Origin of the sequence: Pantoea sp. EA-12 (assembly GCF_030053355.1) — a bacterium.
Classification (GTDB): Bacteria; Pseudomonadota; Gammaproteobacteria; order Enterobacterales; family Enterobacteriaceae; genus Pantoea; species Pantoea vagans_C.
In genome coordinates, this window is sequence record NZ_JASGBY010000017.1 from 14,349 (window position 1) to 33,021 (window position 18,673).

15 protein-coding genes and 1 pseudogene are annotated in these 18,673 nt (G+C 55.0%); 7 read left to right on the plus strand and 9 right to left on the minus strand.

Annotated features, from left to right (window positions below):
- Nucleotides 1-365: 365 nt before the first annotated feature.
- The 5 genes from typA (at nt 366) to fabY (ending at nt 5,281) form a co-directional block, all read left to right on the plus strand.
- Nucleotides 366-2,186: a ribosome-dependent GTPase TypA gene (typA, locus tag QMZ30_RS20970; RefSeq protein WP_283228830.1), complete on the plus strand. Its 1,821-nt coding sequence runs from the start codon at nt 366-368 to the stop codon at nt 2,184-2,186.
- A gap of 184 nt (nt 2,187-2,370) precedes the next feature.
- Nucleotides 2,371-2,967: a glucose-1-phosphatase gene (gene yihX, locus QMZ30_RS20975; RefSeq protein WP_283228831.1), complete on the plus strand. Its 597-nt coding sequence runs from the start codon at nt 2,371-2,373 to the stop codon at nt 2,965-2,967.
- A gap of 3 nt (nt 2,968-2,970) precedes the next feature.
- Nucleotides 2,971-3,840 carry a virulence factor BrkB family protein gene (locus QMZ30_RS20980; protein ID WP_418903624.1) on the plus strand — a complete coding sequence of 290 codons (870 nt, stop codon included), beginning with the start codon at nt 2,971-2,973 and terminating at the stop codon, nt 3,838-3,840.
- The gene (gene dtd / locus QMZ30_RS20985; protein WP_283228832.1) at nt 3,837-4,274 is read left to right on the plus strand and encodes a D-aminoacyl-tRNA deacylase; all 438 of its coding nucleotides are present in this window, start codon (nt 3,837-3,839) and stop codon (nt 4,272-4,274) included. Before QMZ30_RS20980 ends, dtd begins: the two co-directional genes overlap by 4 nt.
- Before the next feature lie 59 nt (nt 4,275-4,333).
- Nucleotides 4,334-5,281 (plus strand): fatty acid biosynthesis protein FabY, encoded by a 948-nt coding sequence (fabY, locus tag QMZ30_RS20990; protein ID WP_039328080.1) that lies wholly within the window; start codon nt 4,334-4,336, stop codon nt 5,279-5,281.
- A gap of 115 nt (nt 5,282-5,396) precedes the next feature.
- On the opposite strand, the gene QMZ30_RS20995 is transcribed toward fabY, so the two are convergent.
- The 3 genes from QMZ30_RS20995 to QMZ30_RS21005 all read right to left on the minus strand — a co-directional run bounded on the left by QMZ30_RS20995 (nt 5,397) and on the right by QMZ30_RS21005 (nt 9,603).
- Entirely contained in the window at nt 5,397-7,076 is a 1,680-nt protein-coding gene (locus tag QMZ30_RS20995; RefSeq protein ID WP_283228833.1) for an AsmA family protein, read from the minus strand.
- 122 nt (nt 7,077-7,198) lie between these two features.
- Nucleotides 7,199-8,575: a nucleobase:cation symporter-2 family protein gene (locus tag QMZ30_RS21000; RefSeq protein WP_283228834.1), complete on the minus strand. Its 1,377-nt coding sequence runs from the start codon at nt 8,573-8,575 to the stop codon at nt 7,199-7,201.
- A 92-nt stretch (nt 8,576-8,667) separates the two neighbouring features.
- Nucleotides 8,668-9,603, minus strand: coding sequence for a quinone oxidoreductase family protein (locus QMZ30_RS21005; protein ID WP_283228835.1), 936 nt, complete (start codon nt 9,601-9,603; stop codon nt 8,668-8,670).
- A gap of 62 nt (nt 9,604-9,665) precedes the next feature.
- Between QMZ30_RS21005 and QMZ30_RS21010 the strand changes: the two genes are divergently transcribed.
- Complete coding sequence (locus QMZ30_RS21010; protein WP_283228836.1) at nt 9,666-10,142, plus strand: MarR family winged helix-turn-helix transcriptional regulator; 477 nt, start codon at nt 9,666-9,668, stop codon at nt 10,140-10,142.
- Nucleotides 10,143-10,156: 14 nt separating this feature from the next.
- Here the strand turns inward: QMZ30_RS21010 and recG are convergent, their stop codons facing one another.
- The 5 genes from recG to gmk are packed head-to-tail and all read right to left on the minus strand — an operon-like array spanning nt 10,157 to nt 16,015.
- Complete coding sequence (recG, locus tag QMZ30_RS21015) at nt 10,157-12,235, minus strand: ATP-dependent DNA helicase RecG (protein ID WP_283228837.1); 2,079 nt, start codon at nt 12,233-12,235, stop codon at nt 10,157-10,159.
- Complete coding sequence (gene trmH, locus QMZ30_RS21020) at nt 12,232-12,927, minus strand: tRNA (guanosine(18)-2'-O)-methyltransferase TrmH (RefSeq protein ID WP_058972461.1); 696 nt, start codon at nt 12,925-12,927, stop codon at nt 12,232-12,234. The genes recG and trmH overlap by 4 nt, the downstream gene beginning before the upstream one ends.
- 2 nt (nt 12,928-12,929) lie before the next feature.
- Nucleotides 12,930-15,038 (minus strand): bifunctional GTP diphosphokinase/guanosine-3',5'-bis pyrophosphate 3'-pyrophosphohydrolase, encoded by a 2,109-nt coding sequence (spoT, locus tag QMZ30_RS21025; RefSeq protein WP_283228838.1) that lies wholly within the window; start codon nt 15,036-15,038, stop codon nt 12,930-12,932.
- Nucleotides 15,039-15,058: 20 nt separating this feature from the next.
- Complete coding sequence (gene rpoZ, locus QMZ30_RS21030) at nt 15,059-15,334, minus strand: DNA-directed RNA polymerase subunit omega (protein ID WP_034823855.1); 276 nt, start codon at nt 15,332-15,334, stop codon at nt 15,059-15,061.
- A gap of 57 nt (nt 15,335-15,391) precedes the next feature.
- Nucleotides 15,392-16,015, minus strand: a complete 624-nt coding sequence (gene gmk / locus QMZ30_RS21035) for a guanylate kinase (protein ID WP_282996494.1) — start codon at nt 16,013-16,015, stop codon at nt 15,392-15,394.
- A 239-nt stretch (nt 16,016-16,254) separates the two neighbouring features.
- Here gmk and ligB point away from each other — a divergent pair.
- A pseudogene (ligB, locus tag QMZ30_RS21040) lies at nt 16,255-17,997 on the plus strand (NAD-dependent DNA ligase LigB); the annotation flags it as partial.
- Here ligB and QMZ30_RS21045 read toward each other — a convergent pair.
- Entirely contained in the window at nt 17,938-18,555 is a 618-nt protein-coding gene (locus tag QMZ30_RS21045) for a trimeric intracellular cation channel family protein (protein ID WP_071885761.1), read from the minus strand. The pseudogene ligB and the gene QMZ30_RS21045 overlap by 60 nt on opposite strands.
- Between the last annotated feature and the right edge of the window lie 118 nt (nt 18,556-18,673).

Consider the following 18,673-nt stretch of genomic DNA (forward strand, 5'->3'; position numbering starts at 1 on the left):
GACCATTACCTAACCAAGATCTCGGCAAGCTCTTTCAACCGTTTTATAACTGTCGTTTTCGCTTAAAAGATATAAAGCGAATTCTGTGCCAACTTTATTACAATGGTGAAAATGGCGCTGTGGCGCGCTCTTTGGTGAGTCGACCACTGCACCAGTATGGATGATGCGCACTAATTTGGTGCTCCATGGATGAAATTGCGCCCCAAAAAGGTGCAAAACACCATCACAGTGCAGATTAATGCACCGTTATTGGTGCTAAAAAACAGCACTATGAGAAACTTTAAGTGAATACTGTGATCATGTTCAGTCTTTCGCTTAATCCGTGTACAATACCGCGTTATTTCTATAATGCCTGAGGCAAAGCTGTGATCGAAAATTTGCGTAACATCGCCATTATCGCGCACGTTGACCATGGTAAGACCACCCTGGTTGACAAACTCTTACAACAGTCCGGTACTTTTGATGCCCGTACCGAAGCGACTGAGCGCGTAATGGACTCCAACGATTTGGAGAAAGAGCGTGGGATTACCATCCTCGCAAAAAACACCGCCATCAAATGGAACGACTACCGTATCAACATCGTTGATACCCCAGGACACGCCGACTTCGGTGGTGAAGTGGAGCGCGTTATGTCCATGGTGGATTCGGTGCTGCTGGTTGTAGATGCGATGGATGGCCCTATGCCGCAAACCCGCTTCGTAACCAAAAAAGCCTTTGCTCATGGTTTGAAGCCGATCGTAGTCATCAATAAAGTTGACCGTCCTGGCGCGCGTCCAGATTGGGTTGTTGATCAGGTCTTCGACCTGTTCGTTAACCTCGATGCGACCGACGAGCAGCTGGACTTCCCTATCATTTATGCTTCAGCGCTGAATGGTATCGCAGGTCTGGACCACAACGACATGGCTGACGACATGACCCCGCTGTACCAGGCGATTGTGGATCGTGTTTCTCCGCCACAGGTTGAAGTTGAAGCACCACTGCAGATGCAGATCTCGCAGCTGGACTACAACAACTACCTGGGTGTTATCGGCATTGGCCGCATCAAGCGCGGTAAAATCAAGCCGAACCAGCAAGTCACTATCATTGATAGCGAAGGCAAAACCCGTAACGGTAAAGTCGGTAAAGTACTGGGCCACCTGGGCCTGGAACGTATCGAAAGCGCCGAAGCTGAAGCTGGCGATATCATCGCGGTAACCGGTCTGGGCGAGCTGAACATCTCGGACACCATCTGTGATACGCAGAAGGTTGAAGCGTTGCCAGCACTGAGCGTCGATGAACCAACCGTAACCATGTTCTTTAACGTCAACACCTCACCTTTCTGCGGTAAAGAAGGTAAGTACGTGACTTCGCGCCAGATTCTGGAGCGTCTGAACAAAGAGCTGGTGCACAACGTGGCACTGCGCGTTGAAGAAACCGAAGATTCAGATGCGTTCCGCGTTTCTGGTCGTGGTGAGCTGCACTTGTCTGTTCTGATCGAGAACATGCGTCGTGAAGGTTTCGAGCTGGCGGTATCCCGTCCGAAAGTTATCTTCCGTGAGCATGAAGGCCGCAAGCAGGAGCCATTCGAAAACGTGACCCTCGACATCGAAGAAACCCACCAGGGTTCTGTGATGCAAGCGATGGGTGAGCGTAAAGGCGACCTGAAAAACATGGATCCAGATGGTAAGGGCCGTGTACGTCTTGACTACATGATCCCAAGCCGTGGTCTGATTGGCTTCCGTAACGAATTCATGACCATGACTTCAGGTACCGGTCTGCTGTACTCCACCTTCAGCCACTACGACGATGTGCGTCCGGGCGAAGTGGGCCAGCGTCAGAACGGCGTGCTGATCTCAAACGGCCAGGGTAAAGCGGTAGCGTTCGCCCTGTTCAGCCTGCAGGATCGCGGTAAGCTGTTCCTGGGTCACGGTGCGGAAGTGTATGAAGGCCAGATCATCGGTATTCACAGCCGTTCAAACGACCTGACAGTTAACTGCCTGACCGGTAAGAAGCTGACCAACATGCGTGCATCAGGTACTGATGAAGCGACCACTCTGGTTCCACCGCAGAAAATGACGCTGGAGCAGGCTATCGAGTTCATCGATGATGACGAACTGGTAGAAGTGACTCCGCAGTCAGTCCGTATTCGTAAACGTCACCTGACCGAGAACGACCGTAAGCGTGCGTCTCGCGGCGGTAAAGACTAAGCGAAACAGTCTGATATTTAAGCCCCGCATGGCGGGGCTTTTTTATGTCTGCAACCCGCTGAAACGCTCGCTTTCTGAACTTTGCACCGCCTTCCAAATCGCGGATTTCCTCCTCATCGTACCTGTTCAGCTTCTCGTTTTACCGCTAGAGTGAATGATCCAGGGAACATAGAGGAGAGGCGTCATGCTGTACATTTTTGATTTAGGCAATGTGATTGTTGATATCGATTTTAACCGTGTGCTCGGCGTCTGGAGTGACCTGGGACGTGTGCCGCTGGCGACGCTGCAAAGTCGCTTCCGTATGGATGAAGCGTTTGAAAAACACGAACGGGGTGAAATCAGCGATCCTGAATTTGCGGCACGCATCTGTGACCAACTGGACATTGCGCTGAGCTATCCGCAATTCACCGCAGGCTGGCAGGCAGTGTTTGTCGGTGTTCGCCCGGAAACACTGGCGATCATGAACAGACTGCGCGCCAACGGCGAGCGCGTGGTGATCCTGTCGAATACCAATCAGCTGCACTTTGAATTCTGGCCAACGCAATATCCGGAAGTGCAACAGGCTGCCGACCACGTCTATATGTCGCAGGACATGGGGATGCGTAAGCCTGAGGCACGTATCTATCAATCTGTGCTGGAACATGAAGGTTACACGGCCGACCAGGCGGTGTTCTTCGATGATAACCAGGCAAATATTGATGCCGCGCGTGCCTTGGGTATTGAGAGCGTGCTGGTGGAAGATGACAAAACCGTACCCGCCTGGTTTGCGAGCCGTCTCTGAGTGGTGACGCGTAACCATCTGCGCCATTCGGCGCACGCGTTTTTTCTCTGGGTCAAACTGCTGTGGCGACGCGTAGATGAAGACAATATGACGACGCAGGCTGGGAATCTGGCCTACGTCTCATTACTGGCTTTAGTGCCGCTTATCGCCGTGGTGTTTGCCCTGTTTGCCGCCTTCCCGATGTTCAGAGACATCAGCGTCCAACTTAAACACTTCGTTTTCAGCAATTTCATGCCGGCAGCGGGTGACGTCATTCAGCGTTATCTCGATCAGTTTGTCGCGAATGTGAATAAGATGACGGCCGTGGGTACCGTGGGGTTGATCGTCACTGCCCTTCTACTGATGCATTCCGTAGACAGCGCACTCAATACCATTTGGCGCAGTGATAAACAGCGCCCATTGGTCTATTCCTTTGCGGTGTACTGGATGATCCTGACGCTCGGCCCGTTACTGGCGGGGGCGAGTCTGGCCATCAGCTCTTATTTGTTGTCCCTGCGCTGGATTGATGTGACCGGCGTGAACAGCCTGATTGATCAGATCTTGCGTGTGTTTCCTTTATTGCTGGCCATCCTCGCTTTTTGGCTGCTGTACAGCATTGTCCCCACCCGGCGCGTGCCTGCCCGTGATGCATTGATCGGGGCGATTGTTGCGGGGCTGCTGTTTGAGTTGGGTAAAAAAGGCTTTGCGCTCTATGTTACGATGTTCCCTTCGTATCAATTAATTTACGGCGTACTGGCCGTCATCCCAATACTCTTTCTGTGGGTTTACTGGACCTGGTGTATTGTGTTGTTAGGTGCGGAAATAACCGTCACATTGGACGACTATCGCCAGCTGAAAAAGCAGGAACGCGAAAAAGAACGAGAGGATACATGATTGCTTTGATTCAGCGCGTCACTCGCGCGAGCGTCAGCGTCGAAGGCGCGACGGTGGGCGAAATTGGTGCGGGTTTGCTGGTGTTATTAGGTGTTGAGAAGGGCGACGACGAACAAAAGGCACAGCGTTTATCTGAGCGTGTACTGGGTTATCGCATCTTTGGTGATGAGAACGACAAAATGAACCTTAACATACAGCAGGCCGGTGGCAGCGTGCTGGTGGTTTCCCAATTCACCCTTGCCGCCGATACCAACAAAGGCATGCGCCCCTCTTTTTCAGGTGGCGCTGAACCGGCGGAAGCCGAGCGCCTCTATCACTATTTCAGCGACTGTTGCCAGGAACAGGGTGTGACCACGGCGAACGGTCGTTTTGCTGCCAACATGCAGGTATCACTGGTTAACGATGGTCCAGTCACCTTCTGGTTGCAGGTGTGAGGTTTTCAGCCGAGCGGCCAGGGATTAGCCACGCAAGCTCCGAACGAGAGAATCACTTTATGTATCATCTTCGTGTGCCGCAAACAGCGGAAGAGCTGGATGTTTATTATCAGTTCCGCTGGGAAATGTTACGTAAACCGCTGCGTCAGCCGCAGGGCTCCGAACGTGATGCCTGGGATGCGCTGGCCCACCATCAAATGGTGGTGGACGAACAGGGCAATCCGGTTGCCGTCGGGCGCCTCTATATCAACGCCGAAAACGAAGCGGCGATCCGCTTTTTAGCCGTGCATCCCTCGGTGCAAGGGAAGGGTTTAGGCACGCTGGTGGCGATGACGCTGGAATCCGTTGCGCGTCAGGAAGGGGCGAAACGCGTCACCTGTAGCGCACGTGAAGATGCTGTAGAGTTCTTTGCGAAGCTGGGCTTCGTCAACCAGGGTGAAATCACCGCGCCTCAAACCACACCGGTGCGTCACTTCCTGATGATTAAACCGGTGGTCACGCTGGATGACATACTGCATCGCGCCGATTGGTGTGGGCAGTTGCAACAGGCCTGGTATGAACACATCCCGCTTAGTGAAAAAATGGGGGTGCGCATTCTGCAATATACCGGGCAGAAGTTTGTCACCACTATGCCCGAAACGGGCAACCAAAACCCTCACCACACGCTGTTCGCCGGTAGCCTGTTCTCGCTGGCCACACTCACCGGATGGGGGCTTATCTGGCTGCTGCTGCGCGAGCGTCACCTTGGCGGCACCATCATCCTGGCGGATGCGCATATTCGTTACAGCAAGCCCATCAGTGGCCGTCCGGGCGCGATTGCCGATCTCGGATCATTGAGCGGCGATCTCGATCGTCTGGCGCGTGGCCGTAAAGCGCGTGTGCAGATGGAAGTGGAACTGTTTGGTGATGATGAGTTAGGTGCGGTGTTTGAAGGGGTGTATATCGTGCTCCCCGCCGATGCGGATGGTGCGTTAGAAGAGGGCGGTTCCGGCGCACGCATCAACTAATACGTTGTGTGTTTCGTTGCGACCAATTTATCCGTAACTCTGTAGGGTGCGGCCTTTAGGCCGCCCGAAGCGTCAGCGGGCGTGCCAAGGCACGCCTCCTCTACCTAATCAACGTTTACTGAACCTGCCCGCCTCGCATCGTCTGCTGTACCGATTGTGAATCAGTAGTCACGGACAAATTCCCCTCCACGCTCGGACGCAGCGGCGCATTAGCGCTCAGCGATCCCTTCAGTTGCAACAGCAGATTGCTGTTACCGCTGAGCGGCAAGGCTGGCCAGCCCCAGTTTTGCAACACATTGGCGGGTACCGCCTGGCCTTTCAGATTCAGCGTTAATGCACGCTGTGCATCCTGCCCGACGTTCGCGGTACCTTCCAGCAAACCGCTGCCGTTAAAGGCACTCATTTCAGTGATCTGAACCTGTTGATCGTCAGCATTGAAAGTGATGGATGGATGGCGCAAATCGGTGCGGTTAAAGGTGGCTTCCGCCGCATTGAAACTCGCTTTGCCGCTCCAGACGCCCCACTGATGCTGGCGCGCCAGTAGAACGTTATCGGCACTGCCATCCAGCGCTGTCATCTGGAACGGGAAGGCGGGATTGATATCGATCACCAGATTGCGGTTTGCCGTCGCGTGTTTCAACAGCACGCTGTCCAGCCAGGAGGGTAGCGCCTGCTGCCAGCGATCGCGCCAGTTCTGTGGCAAGGTATATTCCAGCCCGGCAATCGCTAAGTCATCAAGCGTCAAACGCTTATCGCTGCGCGTCCAGGTGCCGTTAGCGCGGATCACCCCGTTTGCCCAGCGTGAACTGAACTGTGCCAACTCAATGCCTTGCGCTGAGAAATTGGCATTCACAATCGGGTCGTTCAGCTCAAAGCCGCCGTTGATAAAGTTACCGGCGTTCATCGACAGTGAGCCGCCATCGCTCTGCCAGTCATCACCGCGCAGCGTGATGTTCTTCAGGGTCAAATCAAGATCGGTCACTGCCCAATCCGGGCCTTGCAGTCGTGCATCCGTCATATCCAGTCGGTTAATACTAACAGAAGGCACATCACGTAACGGATTAAGGAAATCGCTCAGGTTTTGATGGGTCTGCAAACGGATATCGTTGAGGCGTAGCTGATCAATCTGCCAGTTGCCTTGGGCATCGCGCTCAGCATTGCCGGTCATCGAACCGCGCGCGAGATCTGCGCCAATGTTGGTGAGTACTAAACGCCGCTGATTAACGCTGCCTTGCAGCAGCACATTGTTGCCGGGCACGCCATCCAACGTCATGGTACCTGCGCTCATCTGGAACTGTGCATCGCTGCCCAGCATGTCAGTCGGCGTCGGTTTCCACGGCACAATCCCACCGTTTACGCGTTGGGCCATCATCGGCAGCGTGCTGTGTGGGCTATCAATGCGCACATTATTCAGCTGCAGGCGGTTAGCCTGGATCGGCAGCGTGGTATCCGGTGTTTGATTGGCAAGGTTGATTTCGCCATCGCGCACTTCAATGCTGTCAAAATGCAACCAGTCGCTGAATTGTACCAGTGCCAGACCCAGGTCGACGCGCTTGGCAACCAGCACCGCCGGTTGGCCATCATGGCCGAAGCTGAAGTCATCGAGGATGATGTGTGAAGGCGAAGAGAAGTTGTGCTCAATCTTGCTCAGCGACAGGTGCCAGGCGGTTTTATCGCTTACCCAACGGCTAAACCAGCCTGCGCCCCACTGGGTCTGCAGCATGACATACAGGACCACCAGCCCAAGCAGAATCAGCAGCAGTAAGGTAAGGAAAAACTTGCCTAAAAATTTCATCGCATCCATCCATCCCGATATTTATCCGGTAAGAGGTTGTTATGCCTGAATTACCGTTACAGCTCAACAGCCTGGATGTAAAAGCGGATAAATAACAGGCAGGCCGCAGCCTGCCGAACGGGTTACTTTTCTTGTGGGAAGATGAGGTTAAGTACGATTGCGGTGATACCACCCGCAGCGATACCCGATGACAGCAGGGTTTTCAGCCAGTCTGGCGCAAATTGCAGAATCAGCGGTTGTTGGGAAACACCCAGGCCCACGGCCAGTGACAGCGCGATGATCATGATGGCGCGGCGGTTCAGCGGCTCACGCGAAACAATACGCACACCGGAAGCCGCGATAGTGCCAAACATCACAATGGTTGCGCCGCCGAGTACCGGTTCTGGAATATGCTGCACAAAGCCGCTGACTGCCGGGAACAAGCCGAGCACAATCAGCATCAACGCTACCACAAAGCCCACGTAGCGGCTGGCAACACCGGTCAACTGAATCACCCCATTATTTTGGCCGAAACAGGAGTTCGGAAACGTATTGAATAACGCGGAAACAAAAGAGTTCAGGCCGTTGGCCAGCACGCCGCCTTTCAGACGCTTCATGTATACCGGGCCACTCACCGGTTGCTCTGAAACATCGGAGGTGGCGGTGATATCGCCAATGGTTTCCAGCGAGGTCACCATAAACACCAACATCAGAGGAATCAGCAGATTCCAGTCAAAACCCAGACCGTAATAGAGCGGTGTGGGTACGGCGACCAGCGCCTGGTTGGTGGGGGCGGTGAGGGTGGGTAACATATCCAGCGCCCAGGCCAGCGCATAACCCACCGCCATGGCAATCACCAGAGATGCCACGCGCAGATACGGATTGCGCTGGCGGTTAAGCAGAATAATAACTACCAGCACGGCACCGGCCAGCAGCAGGTTTTTTGGTGCGCCAAAAGTGTGATCGCTCATGGCCGCGAAGCCACCGCCAATCGAGGTCAGGCCAACCTGAATCAACGACAAGCCGATAATCATTACCACGATGCCCGATACCAGTGGCGTGATGATACGGCGCGCCAGGTGCAACACGCGTGACAGCACCATCTCGGTACAGGATGCCACCATCAAAGTGCCAAACAGTGCCGCCATCATGGTGGGCACATCCGCACCGCCATTCTTCAGCGCCATACCGCCCATAATCAGCGGGGTGACAAAGTTAAAGCTGGTGCCCTGAATCGACAGCAGGCCGGAACCCACTGGTCCCCAGGTTTTGATTTGCAGAATCGATGCCACGCCGGAAGCAAACAGCGACATGCTGATAATGTGCTGGGTATCCTGCGCCGGTAAACCCAGCGCCTGGCAGATCAGCAGCGCGGGCGTAATCACCGCGACAAACATCGCCAACAGATGCTGGCAGGCCGCAAACAGTGTTTGAGGCAAGGGCGGACGGTCTTCGAGGCGGTAAATCAGTTCACTTTTAGGCGTGGCTGGCTGGTGAGATTCAGCGGTATTGACGGACATGGTGGACGTTCTCAATAACAACAAAGGGGCGATTTTAAACGGTTGCGTTGTGAAAGCAATCGTTTGCAATGCCCCTTTGCCGTTGCATTGATTTAAAGCGTAAACACCGTACGGCTACGGCTATCATCTTCCTGCCATGCCTGCGCCACTTCACTAAGCGGGCGCATGTTGAAGGCAATGGAAAAATCGCTTTCTGCCGCTGCGTTGAGCATCTCACTGATACAGGCGATGAGTTCAGCATCGGAGACGCTACCCAAACCGCTACCCATCAGGGTCAGGCCAGAAGATCGTAACAGCTTGCTGTGTAAAGAGATTTCCTGACCGCTCAGCGAGCCAATCTGGACGAAGCGCACCACTTTTTCACCCCCTGCCACCGCGGCTTGCATGATGTCGAGTGCACTCGGGCCCCACAGATAATCCAGCACCACATCAACGCCTTCCTTCATCAGAGCAGGAAGTGAGCCAGGCAGTTCATCCAGCGTCAACGTGATATCGGCACCCTGCGTACGCAACTGGTCAAGCACTTCACGGTTGCGCCCGGTGGCGATAATTTTTCCAGCGCCGAGATGGCGGGCGATGCGCACGGCCAGTCCGCCCGAAGTGCCGGTGGCGCCATTAATTAACACCGTTTCCCCTGGCTGTAACTGAGCACGTCGCGTCAGCGCAGCCCATGAAGACATGCCGGGGTTGGCGATGGCCGCTGCCAGTAACGGATCCAGCGTGGCGGGCAGTGGAACGATGGCGGCAGCAGGTACTAAGGTTCTTTCCGCCATGCTGCCCCAAGGCGCATTAAAGGCGAGGAAGTAGACCGGGTCGCCGTTACTCAATGTGCCCGTGCCATCAATGCCGGCAATAAAGGGATAGTGTGAACCTGCGCTGTAGTGCTTACCCGCCGCACGTGCTTTTGCCAGTTGGCTGATGGCCGAGGCTTTGACTGACACGACAACCTGTTCTGCGTCAACCTGTGGCTCCGGAAAATCACCGTATATCGGCAGGATACCCGCCGCAGAAACGATCGCTGCTTTCATGTTTTCACCTTAAATTAATATGTGTAATATGCACACATTAGTTCTGCCTCGGGATAACGTCAATGAAAAGTGTGCAAAATACACATAATGGTGCTGAGTTTGATGATCTGCATAACGCGCTGCTGATGATTGTGGGTACGTTCAACCGACCTCAGCGTGATGAGTTGCTGATTAAAGAGTCCAATATTCAACTCGACCGCGCGCTGTTTCCACTGCTGATACAGATTGGCCGTTTCGGTCCTATTGGTGTGGTCGAGCTGGCGGAGCGCGCAGGGCGCGATTACACCACCGTAAGCCGTCAGGTGGCGAAGCTAGAGGAGCTAGGACTGGCGCAACGGCAAAAAAATGCCAAAGACAAACGGGTGAATGAAGCGGTGATTACCCCGGCAGGCAAGGCAATGACCGATAAAATCGATACTGCACGCGCGCAGATTTATCAGAATTTGTTTGCCAGTTGGCCGCATGATGAACGCGCCGAACTGGGGCGTCTGTTACAGAAGTTTGTCGGTGATTTTATGGCGATTGACCGCAACCTATAAGGCCGGGCCAGCAGTTAAGCGTTACTGTAACGCTCGGTCTCCGGCAACCAGCGCTCAATGAGTGCTTGAGCCTGTTCGGGGTAATGCTGGTGGATATGGCGAGCCACACGCTGAACTTCGGGGATCATGCCCTGATCGCGCAACAGATCCGCGACTTTAAACTCTGCGTTCCCGGTCTGACGCGTGCCCAGCAGTTCACCCGGGCCGCGAATCTCAAGGTCATGTTGCGCAATCACAAAGCCATCGTTGCTGTCGCGCAGCACCTGCAAACGCTTCTGTGCGGTCTTGCTCAGCGGCGCTTTGTACAGCAGCACGCAATGCGAGGCGACAGCACCACGGCCGACACGTCCACGCAGCTGATGCAGCTGTGCCAGGCCCAGTCGCTCTGGGTTTTCGATGATCATCAGGCTGGCATTGGGAACATCCACACCAACTTCGATCACCGTGGTGGCGACCAGCAGTTGGATGTCGTTAGCTTTGAATGCGGCCATCACGGCCTGCTTCTCTGCGGGTTTCATGCGACCGTGCACCAGCCCAACCTGCAAACCGGGTAGGGCGGTTTTCAACTCCTCCCATGTCGCTTCTGCTGCTTGTGCTTCCAGTACGTCTGACTCTTCGATTAATGTACAGACCCAGTAGGCCTGACGACCTTCGTGACACGCATTTTTGACACGCTCAATAATATCGCCACGGCGGCTATCGGGAATCGCCACCGTTGTGACCGGCGTACGGCCAGGGGGCAATTCGTCGATGGTGGAAGTATCCAGATCGGCATAAGCGGTCATCGCCAGCGTGCGGGGAATCGGTGTTGCGGTCATGATCAGCTGATGCGGATGGAAACCTTGCTCTTCGCCCTTTTCCCACAGTGCCAGACGCTGGTGGACGCCAAAGCGGTGCTGCTCATCAATGATCACCAGCGCCATGCCGTTAAATTTCACCTGCTCCTGGAATAGAGCATGGGTGCCAACCACCATCGCCACCTGACCACTGGCAATCGCTTCCTGCTGCGCCTCACGCGCTTTGCCTTTCTGTTTACCGGCCAGCCAGCCTACTTCAATGCCCAGCGGTGCAAACCACTGGCGGAAGTTGTTGGCATGCTGCTCGGCCAGCAGTTCGGTGGGCGCCATGAGCGCCACTTGCTTGCCATGCGCGATCACATTCAGCGCCGCCAGTGCGGCGACCAGGGTTTTTCCGGAGCCAACATCGCCCTGGACCAGGCGCATCATCGGGAAGTCATTGGCCAGATCGCGCTCTATCTCCTCAACCACCCGCTTTTGTGCACCTGTCGGTGAGAAGGGCAGCGCAGCCAGCAATTGATCAACCAGATGATGTCTGGCGGGCATCGGCAGTGCGTGATGGCGCTGCGCACCAGCGCGTACGGCCAGCATGCTGAGATTGTGCGCCAGTAGCTCTTCGAGGATTAAGCGTTTCTGTGCCGGATGGCGACCGGTTTCCAACTCACTGAGCGATAAATCAGGTGGGGGGCGATGCAGCGTGCGCAGCGCATCTGGCAAACTCATCAAGCCACCACTCAGTTCTGATGGCAGCAGTTCGGCAATCGGGCAGGTTTCCAGCAACGTCAGGGCCTGATCGGTCAGATTGCGCAGTGTTGCCTGGCGAATCCCTTCGGTGGTGGGATAGACCGGCGTCAGCGTCTCTTGCAGCTCTACGCCGCCTTGCTCGCCCTGCACGCGATACTCGGGATGAATGATCTCTGCGCCGCGCTGGCCGCGTTTGATTTCACCATAAGCGGTGACGCGACGCCCTGGGGCGAGGCTGTTTTTCATCCCGGCATTGAAGTTGAAGAAGCGCATGGTCAGCACGCCGCTGCCATCGCTGATCTGGCACACCAGCATTCGGCGACGACCAAAGGTGATGTCGCTGTGCAGCACTTCGCCTTCCACCGTGGCCCAAACGCCCGGTAGCAGGTCATTAATTTTGTAGAGTTGGGTGCGATCTTCGTAGCGCAGCGGCAGATGCAGCAGCAAATCCTGAATGGTAAACAGGCTGAGTTTAGCCAGTTTACCCGCCTGACTGGCGCCGACGCCGGTCAGGGTACTGAGCGGGATGGCATCCAGCAGACGGCCTTTCATTTTTTACCCGTCGCTTGCATGGTGGCCCACCAACTGGCATCGGCTTCCACCTCGCCCTGGGCGTTGATGTGCGGATACGGCAGACCTTTCTGCTTCGCGACTCGCGCCAGCACCGGATAGCCGCCTTCAAACAGCAAACGCTGCTGTTCGTCTTCATCCAGCAGGCTGTATTGGCGCTGGTACATGCCGGCATTTTGCCGCTGGCGTTGGGCTTCATACAGAATCAGCGCAGAGGCAACAGACACGTTGAGCGATTGCACCATGCCAACCATAGGAACAATGATGTCTTGGTCGGCAAGCGCCAGCGCTTCAGCGGTAATCCCGGTTTTTTCCTGGCCCATCAGAATGCAGGTCGGCTTGGTGTAATCGACTTCGCGAAAATCCACGGCATTTGCCGACAGATTGGTCGCCAGCACTTGCATGCCCTGACCTTTCAGATGACGAACCGCTTCGGCGATGTGACGATGAGTCTGAACTTTTACCCAGCTGTTGCTGCCCGCAGAGGCTGACACCATGGTGCGCATACGTACGCTGGGCCATACGGCGTGAACTTCATGGATGCCCACCGCATCGGCGGTACGAATCACCGCTGAGACGTTATGGGGCTTATGGACCTGTTCCATGCAGACCGTGAGATCGTGCTGGCGCATGGCCAGCATCTCCTGGATACGAGCAAAACGTTGAGCGTTCATGCCTAATTACGGTTTCGGTGAACTTTAATCACATCCGGCATCACGCGAATCTTGCGCATAATGTTGGCCAGATGGACGCGATCGTTGGCGGTGAGGCGGATAAAGGCGCTGTAAACACGGCCATCACGTTCTTCAGTGCTCAGACTTTGAATGTTGGAACTCGCGGTGTTGATCGCTGCCGTCAGGTTAGCCAGCGCACCCTGATGGTTGAACATGTCGACTTTGATTTCCGCGACAAATTCCTGATCGATATCCTTGTCCCACTCAACCGGCATGAACTTCTCTGGCTCTTTCTGATAGCCACGAATGTTACGGCAGGATTCGTGGTGCACCACCAGACCTTTGCCGGGACTCACGTGCGCCACAATCGGATCGCCTGGAATCGGGCGGCAGCATTTGGCAAAGGTGATCAGTACACCATCTGCGCCTTTGATCGGCAGCTTTTTACGTTTACTGTCTTTTGGCGCTTCTTCACTGCCGGACTGCAGCAGGTTTTTCGCCACCACCACGCTCATGGCATTGCCCAGCCCGATTTCCGCCAGCAGGTCTTCAATACCCGCCAGCTTCATGCGTTCCAGTTCATGCTGAATATTTTCTGCCGGAATCTCGGCCAGCTTCTTGCTGCCACCCAAGGCATGACTTAACAGGCGTCGCCCCAGGTTGACGGAGTCTTCACGTTTGAGGTTCTTCAACAGCTGACGAATCTTCGAACGCGCTCTGGAACTGACAACGAAGTTGAGCCATGCTGCATTCGGACGAGCGCCTGGCGCGGTGATAATTTCTATGGTTTGGCCGCTGGTCAGCGATTGTGACAGCGGATAAGGCTGGCGATCGACGCGTGCGCCAACGCAGGCGTGACCAATATCGGTATGCACGGCATAGGCGAAATCCACCGGGGTGGCGCCCGCAGGCAGCTCGACAATGCGGCCTTCCGGCGTGAAGACGTAGATTTCATCCGGGAAGAGATCGGACTTCACGCTTTCGATAAATTCAAACGAACTACCGGCGCTCTGTTGCAGCTCCAGCAGGCTTTGCAGCCAGCGCTGAGCGCGGATCTGCGCGGTCGTGCCGTTTTCACCGGCTTCTTTATAAGCCCAGTGTGCCGCTACCCCCATCTCTGCCATCTGATCCATATCTTCGGTACGGATCTGCACTTCGACCGGCACGCCATGCGGGCCAATCATTGAGGTATGCAGGGATTGATAGCCGTTGGCCTTGGGAATAGCGATGTAATCTTTCACGCGTCCTGGACGCGGTTTGTACAGACTGTGCATCTGACCAAGCACGCGATAGCAGGTATCTAAATCTTTCACGATCACGCGGAAAGCATAGATATCCATGATGGAGTGGAATCGCTGCTCTTTCAGATGCATTTTGCGGTAGATCGAATAGAGATGCTTCTCGCGGCCACTGACGCGGCAGGGAATACCGGCTTCCTGTAAGCGGCCATCGATTTCAGAAAGAATCTTCTGAATCATCTCTTTACGGTTACCGCGCGCCGCTTTCACCACCTCTTTAATCACCCGGAAACGATTGGGATAGAGGGCCTCAAAGCCCAGCTCTTCCAGTTCTGTTTTCAGGTGATGAATACCGAGGCGGTGCGCCAGAGGGCTGTAAATCTCCAGCGTTTCCAGTGCAATACGACGCTTTTTATCCGGTCGCAATGCACCCAAGGTGCGCATGTTGTGCGTGCGGTCAGCCAGTTTGATCAGAATGACGCGGATGTCTTGCACCATCGCCATGATCATTTTGCGGAAGTTTTCAGCCTGGGCTTCTTTCTTGTCGCGGAACTTCAGCTTATCGAGTTTCGATACGCCTTCCACCAGCTCGGCAACGCTTTTGCCAAACAGCTGTTCCATATCCTGGTAGGTGGCGGGTGTATCTTCAATCACGTCATGCAGCAGCGCCGCCATCAGCGTTTCATGGTCGAGTTTCATCTCGGCCAGAATGCAGGCAACGGCAACAGGATGGGTGATGTAAGGTTCACCGCTAGAGCGTGTTTGACCCTCGTGGGCATCACGCGCGACAAGATAAGCTTGCTTGAGGCGCTTTATTTGCTCCTCAGGCAAGTATTTTTCAATCAGTTGATTGAGGCTTTCAAACAGATACAAGGTTGACCTGCAGAGTGCTGTTAACGACGACCTTCAGCGATAGCGGTAACGGCTTGTAACTCAGCGGCTTCCTGCTCTTGCTGTTCCTGACGATCACGTACATCCAGAATCTGGGTGGTGATCAAGCCTTCTTCGATTTCGCGCAGGGCGATAACGGTGGCTTTATCGTTCTCTTCTGGAACCAGCGGATCTTTGCCGCCTACCTGCATCTGACGTGCACGACGTGCAGCGACCAACACCAGGTCAAAACGGTTACCAATTTTCTCTACTGCGTCCTGAACGGTTACGCGTGCCATAGGTGTGCTACTCCACAGATGATGAAGAAATGACTGGGCATAATACTGAAAGTGACTTCAGACTGCCAATAGTTTGCTGATTAAAGCATCATGTCGCGATTTTTGGCGACTCATACGCAGACGTTCTGCGCGAATAATGTGTTTCAGATCGGTTAAGGCCAGGTCGAAATCATCATTCACGATCAGATAATCGTATTCGGCATAGTGACTCATCTCCGCCACGGCTTGCGCCATGCGGCGGGCGATCACCTCTTCGCTGTCCTGACCGCGGCCACGCAGGCGACGGTCCAGCTCTTCGGTCGACGGCGGCAAGACAAAAATGCTGCGTGCAGCCGGCATTTTTTGACGAATTTGCTGCGCGCCTTGCCAGTCGATATCCAAAAATACATCAACACCGGTTGCCAGCACGCGTTCAATCGCCGCGCGCGAGGTGCCGTAGTAATTGCCAAACACTTCCGCGTGTTCGAGGAAGTCATCGGCGGCAATCATGGCCTCGAATTCGGGCTTTGAGACGAAGAAGTAATGTTCACCATGTGCTTCACCGGGACGCACGCCGCGGGTGGTGTGAGAAATAGACACCTGCGTATCGTACAGCGGCTGTGTCTTTAACAGCGCCTGAATCAGGCTGGATTTACCCGCGCCGCTAGGGGCGGAAACAATATAAAGCGTGCCTTGAGCCATGGTTATCTTGAATTGAGTAAAGAGCGGAGTCGATTTCCTGCACAGTATACACGGCTTAGGCTCGCCACGCAGCGTTTGCCGTTGGGCTAAGGCAATTCTTTTTCCGTGAGCCCGTTCCCGCTGCGGAAGTTGCGCGCTGTAACGTCGTTATGAAGTGTGCAAGTTGGGTTCCTGATGTTGAGTTTTACACTGGTGATCGACCCTGATGTGCACTCCAATAGGCAAAAAGGAGTGCATCCATGAAAGGTTGGCTATTTCTATGCTGCGTATTACTCAGTGCCGATGGCTGGGCTGACGCGCTTTGCCCCAACTGGTCGCCGGTTCGCGCCGATCAGGAAATCGTTCAGTTGCAAAGCCAGTTGCGTCACTGGGACGATGCCTACCATCGACAGGGCAAAAGCCTGGTGAGCGATGAGGATTACGACAGCCTGCAACAGCGTTTACAGCAGTGGCAGCGCTGCTTCACGTCTGACCGCTCGGGTTACGAAGCTCTGCTGACCACGAACGGGAGTACGCTTCACCCGGTTGCCCACACCGGGGTGCGCAAGTTGCGCGATAAGCTGGCCGTGGCGTACTGGATGCAGGATAAAGCGCCGCTCTGGATACAACCCAAAGTCGATGGCGTCGCGGTGACGTTGGTATATCGGCATGGGCAACTGGTTTCATTCATCAGTCGTGGAGATGGTCTGCGTGGCGAACAGTGGTTAGAGAAAGCCACTCAGATTCCGGCCATCCCGCAGCATATCGATACCGATCGAGAAGAAGTGGTACTGCAAGGCGAGCTGTTCCTGCAGATGACCGATCATCAGCAAACGCGGGATGGCGGCAAAAATGCGCGTGCTCAAGTCGCGGGCGCCATGATGCGTCGTGACGCTTCTCCGCTACTGGGTCGGCTCGGTCTGTTTGTCTGGGCATGGCCTGATGGACCTGTGCAAATGAATGAGCGGTTGGCGCAACTCTCCTATTGGGGATTCGGTTTATCGCAACGCTGGAGTCGGCAAATTAATAATGAGGAAGAGGCCGCCGAGTGGCGTGAACGCTGGTTTCGTGAGCCATTGCCGTTTGTGACCGATGGCGTGGTGATGCATCTGTCACCGTCGAGTGCAGGACGTGACTGGCAGCCCGGCCAAAGCCGCTGGTCGGCAGCATGGAAATATCAGCCTGCAGAGGTGAGCAGCGAAGTGCTGTCCGTGGATTTTAATGTCGGACGGACAGGGAAAATTGCGGTGATACTCAACGTGATCCCGGTTCAGCTGGATGACAAAACGGTGCGCCGGGTCAATATCGGTTCTGTGCGTCGCTGGCGCGAGCGGGATGTGATTGCCGGCGATCAGGTGGCACTGGCGCTGGCTGGCCAAGGCATTCCGCGTCTGGAGCGCGTTATTTGGCGCGTGACGCAACGTGATTACCCCACAGCGCCGTTACCCGATGACTTCAATGCGCAGACGTGCCTGCACTTTAGTCCCCCATGTCGGTTGCAATTTTTATCTCGCCTGAGTTGGCTCAGCGAGAAATCTGTGCTGAATATCCCCGGCGTCCAGCGCAGCAACTGGCAACGTTTACTCAACAGCGGCGCGATAACGCATCTTTTCTCCTGGCTGAAACTCACCCCTGAGCAAATCGCTCAGGCCAGCGGCCTTTCCGTTGAGCGTGCGCAGCAGTTTTGGCAGCGCTTCCATCTCACCCGTCAGCAGCCCCTGCGGCGCTGGGTCAATGCGCTAGGCATACCTTTACCTCGTGCGGCTTTGCAGGCGTTGCCTGATTCACAGTGGTCACAAGTGATGGCGCGATCGGTCAAGGAGTGGCAGCAGTTGCCTGGCGTTGGCAGTGTATTGGCGCATCGCATCGTCGCCATGTTGCAGCATGACGACGTCCGGCAGCTGATTGATTTTTTGCAGCAGCAGGATATTCCTGCTGCGCACTCAGTGCTCGGGATGGGGATAGTTGAAGATCGGCAAGCCCAGGCGGAAACGCAGCGCCAGCAAACGGGCGATGAATCCGAACAACAGGGTGATGATGACCACCGCCTCATTCGGCAGAGGGGTTTTCAGCAACAGGATGTAGAGCCAACCTGAAGCGAAAGCGATACCGGCATACAACTCTTTCTGGAACACCAAAGGGATGCGGTTGCAGAACATATCACGCAGCACACCGCCAAATACGCCGGTGATCACGGCAGCAATTGCCGCAATGATCGGGGCATGACCCGAATCCAGTGCCACCTGTGCGCCAATGATAGAAAACACCACCAGGCCCAGTGCATCCAAAACCAGGAACACTTTACGCAAATGATTCATCAGCGGTGCGACAAAGGTGGTCACCACTGCCGCCGCCGCCACAATCATGATGTACTCCGGGTTTTTCACCCAGCTGAGTGGATAGTGGCCCAGCAGGATATCGCGCACCGATCCTCCGCCAATGGCGGTAACGGAGGCAATGATGATGACGCCAAACAGATCCATCTTACGACGCCCTGCGGCCAGCGCACCGGTCATGGCTTCGGCGGTAATCCCAATAATATAGAGAACGGTTAATAACATAGAGCACCCCAGATGATTGGCGGCCAGCCTAAAGATTTCCCAGCGTACAGACCACTGAGTTTTTCTAAAAAGAGGTTATCGGATTAGCCACTTTGATGGCGAACATGCTAACAGGCTT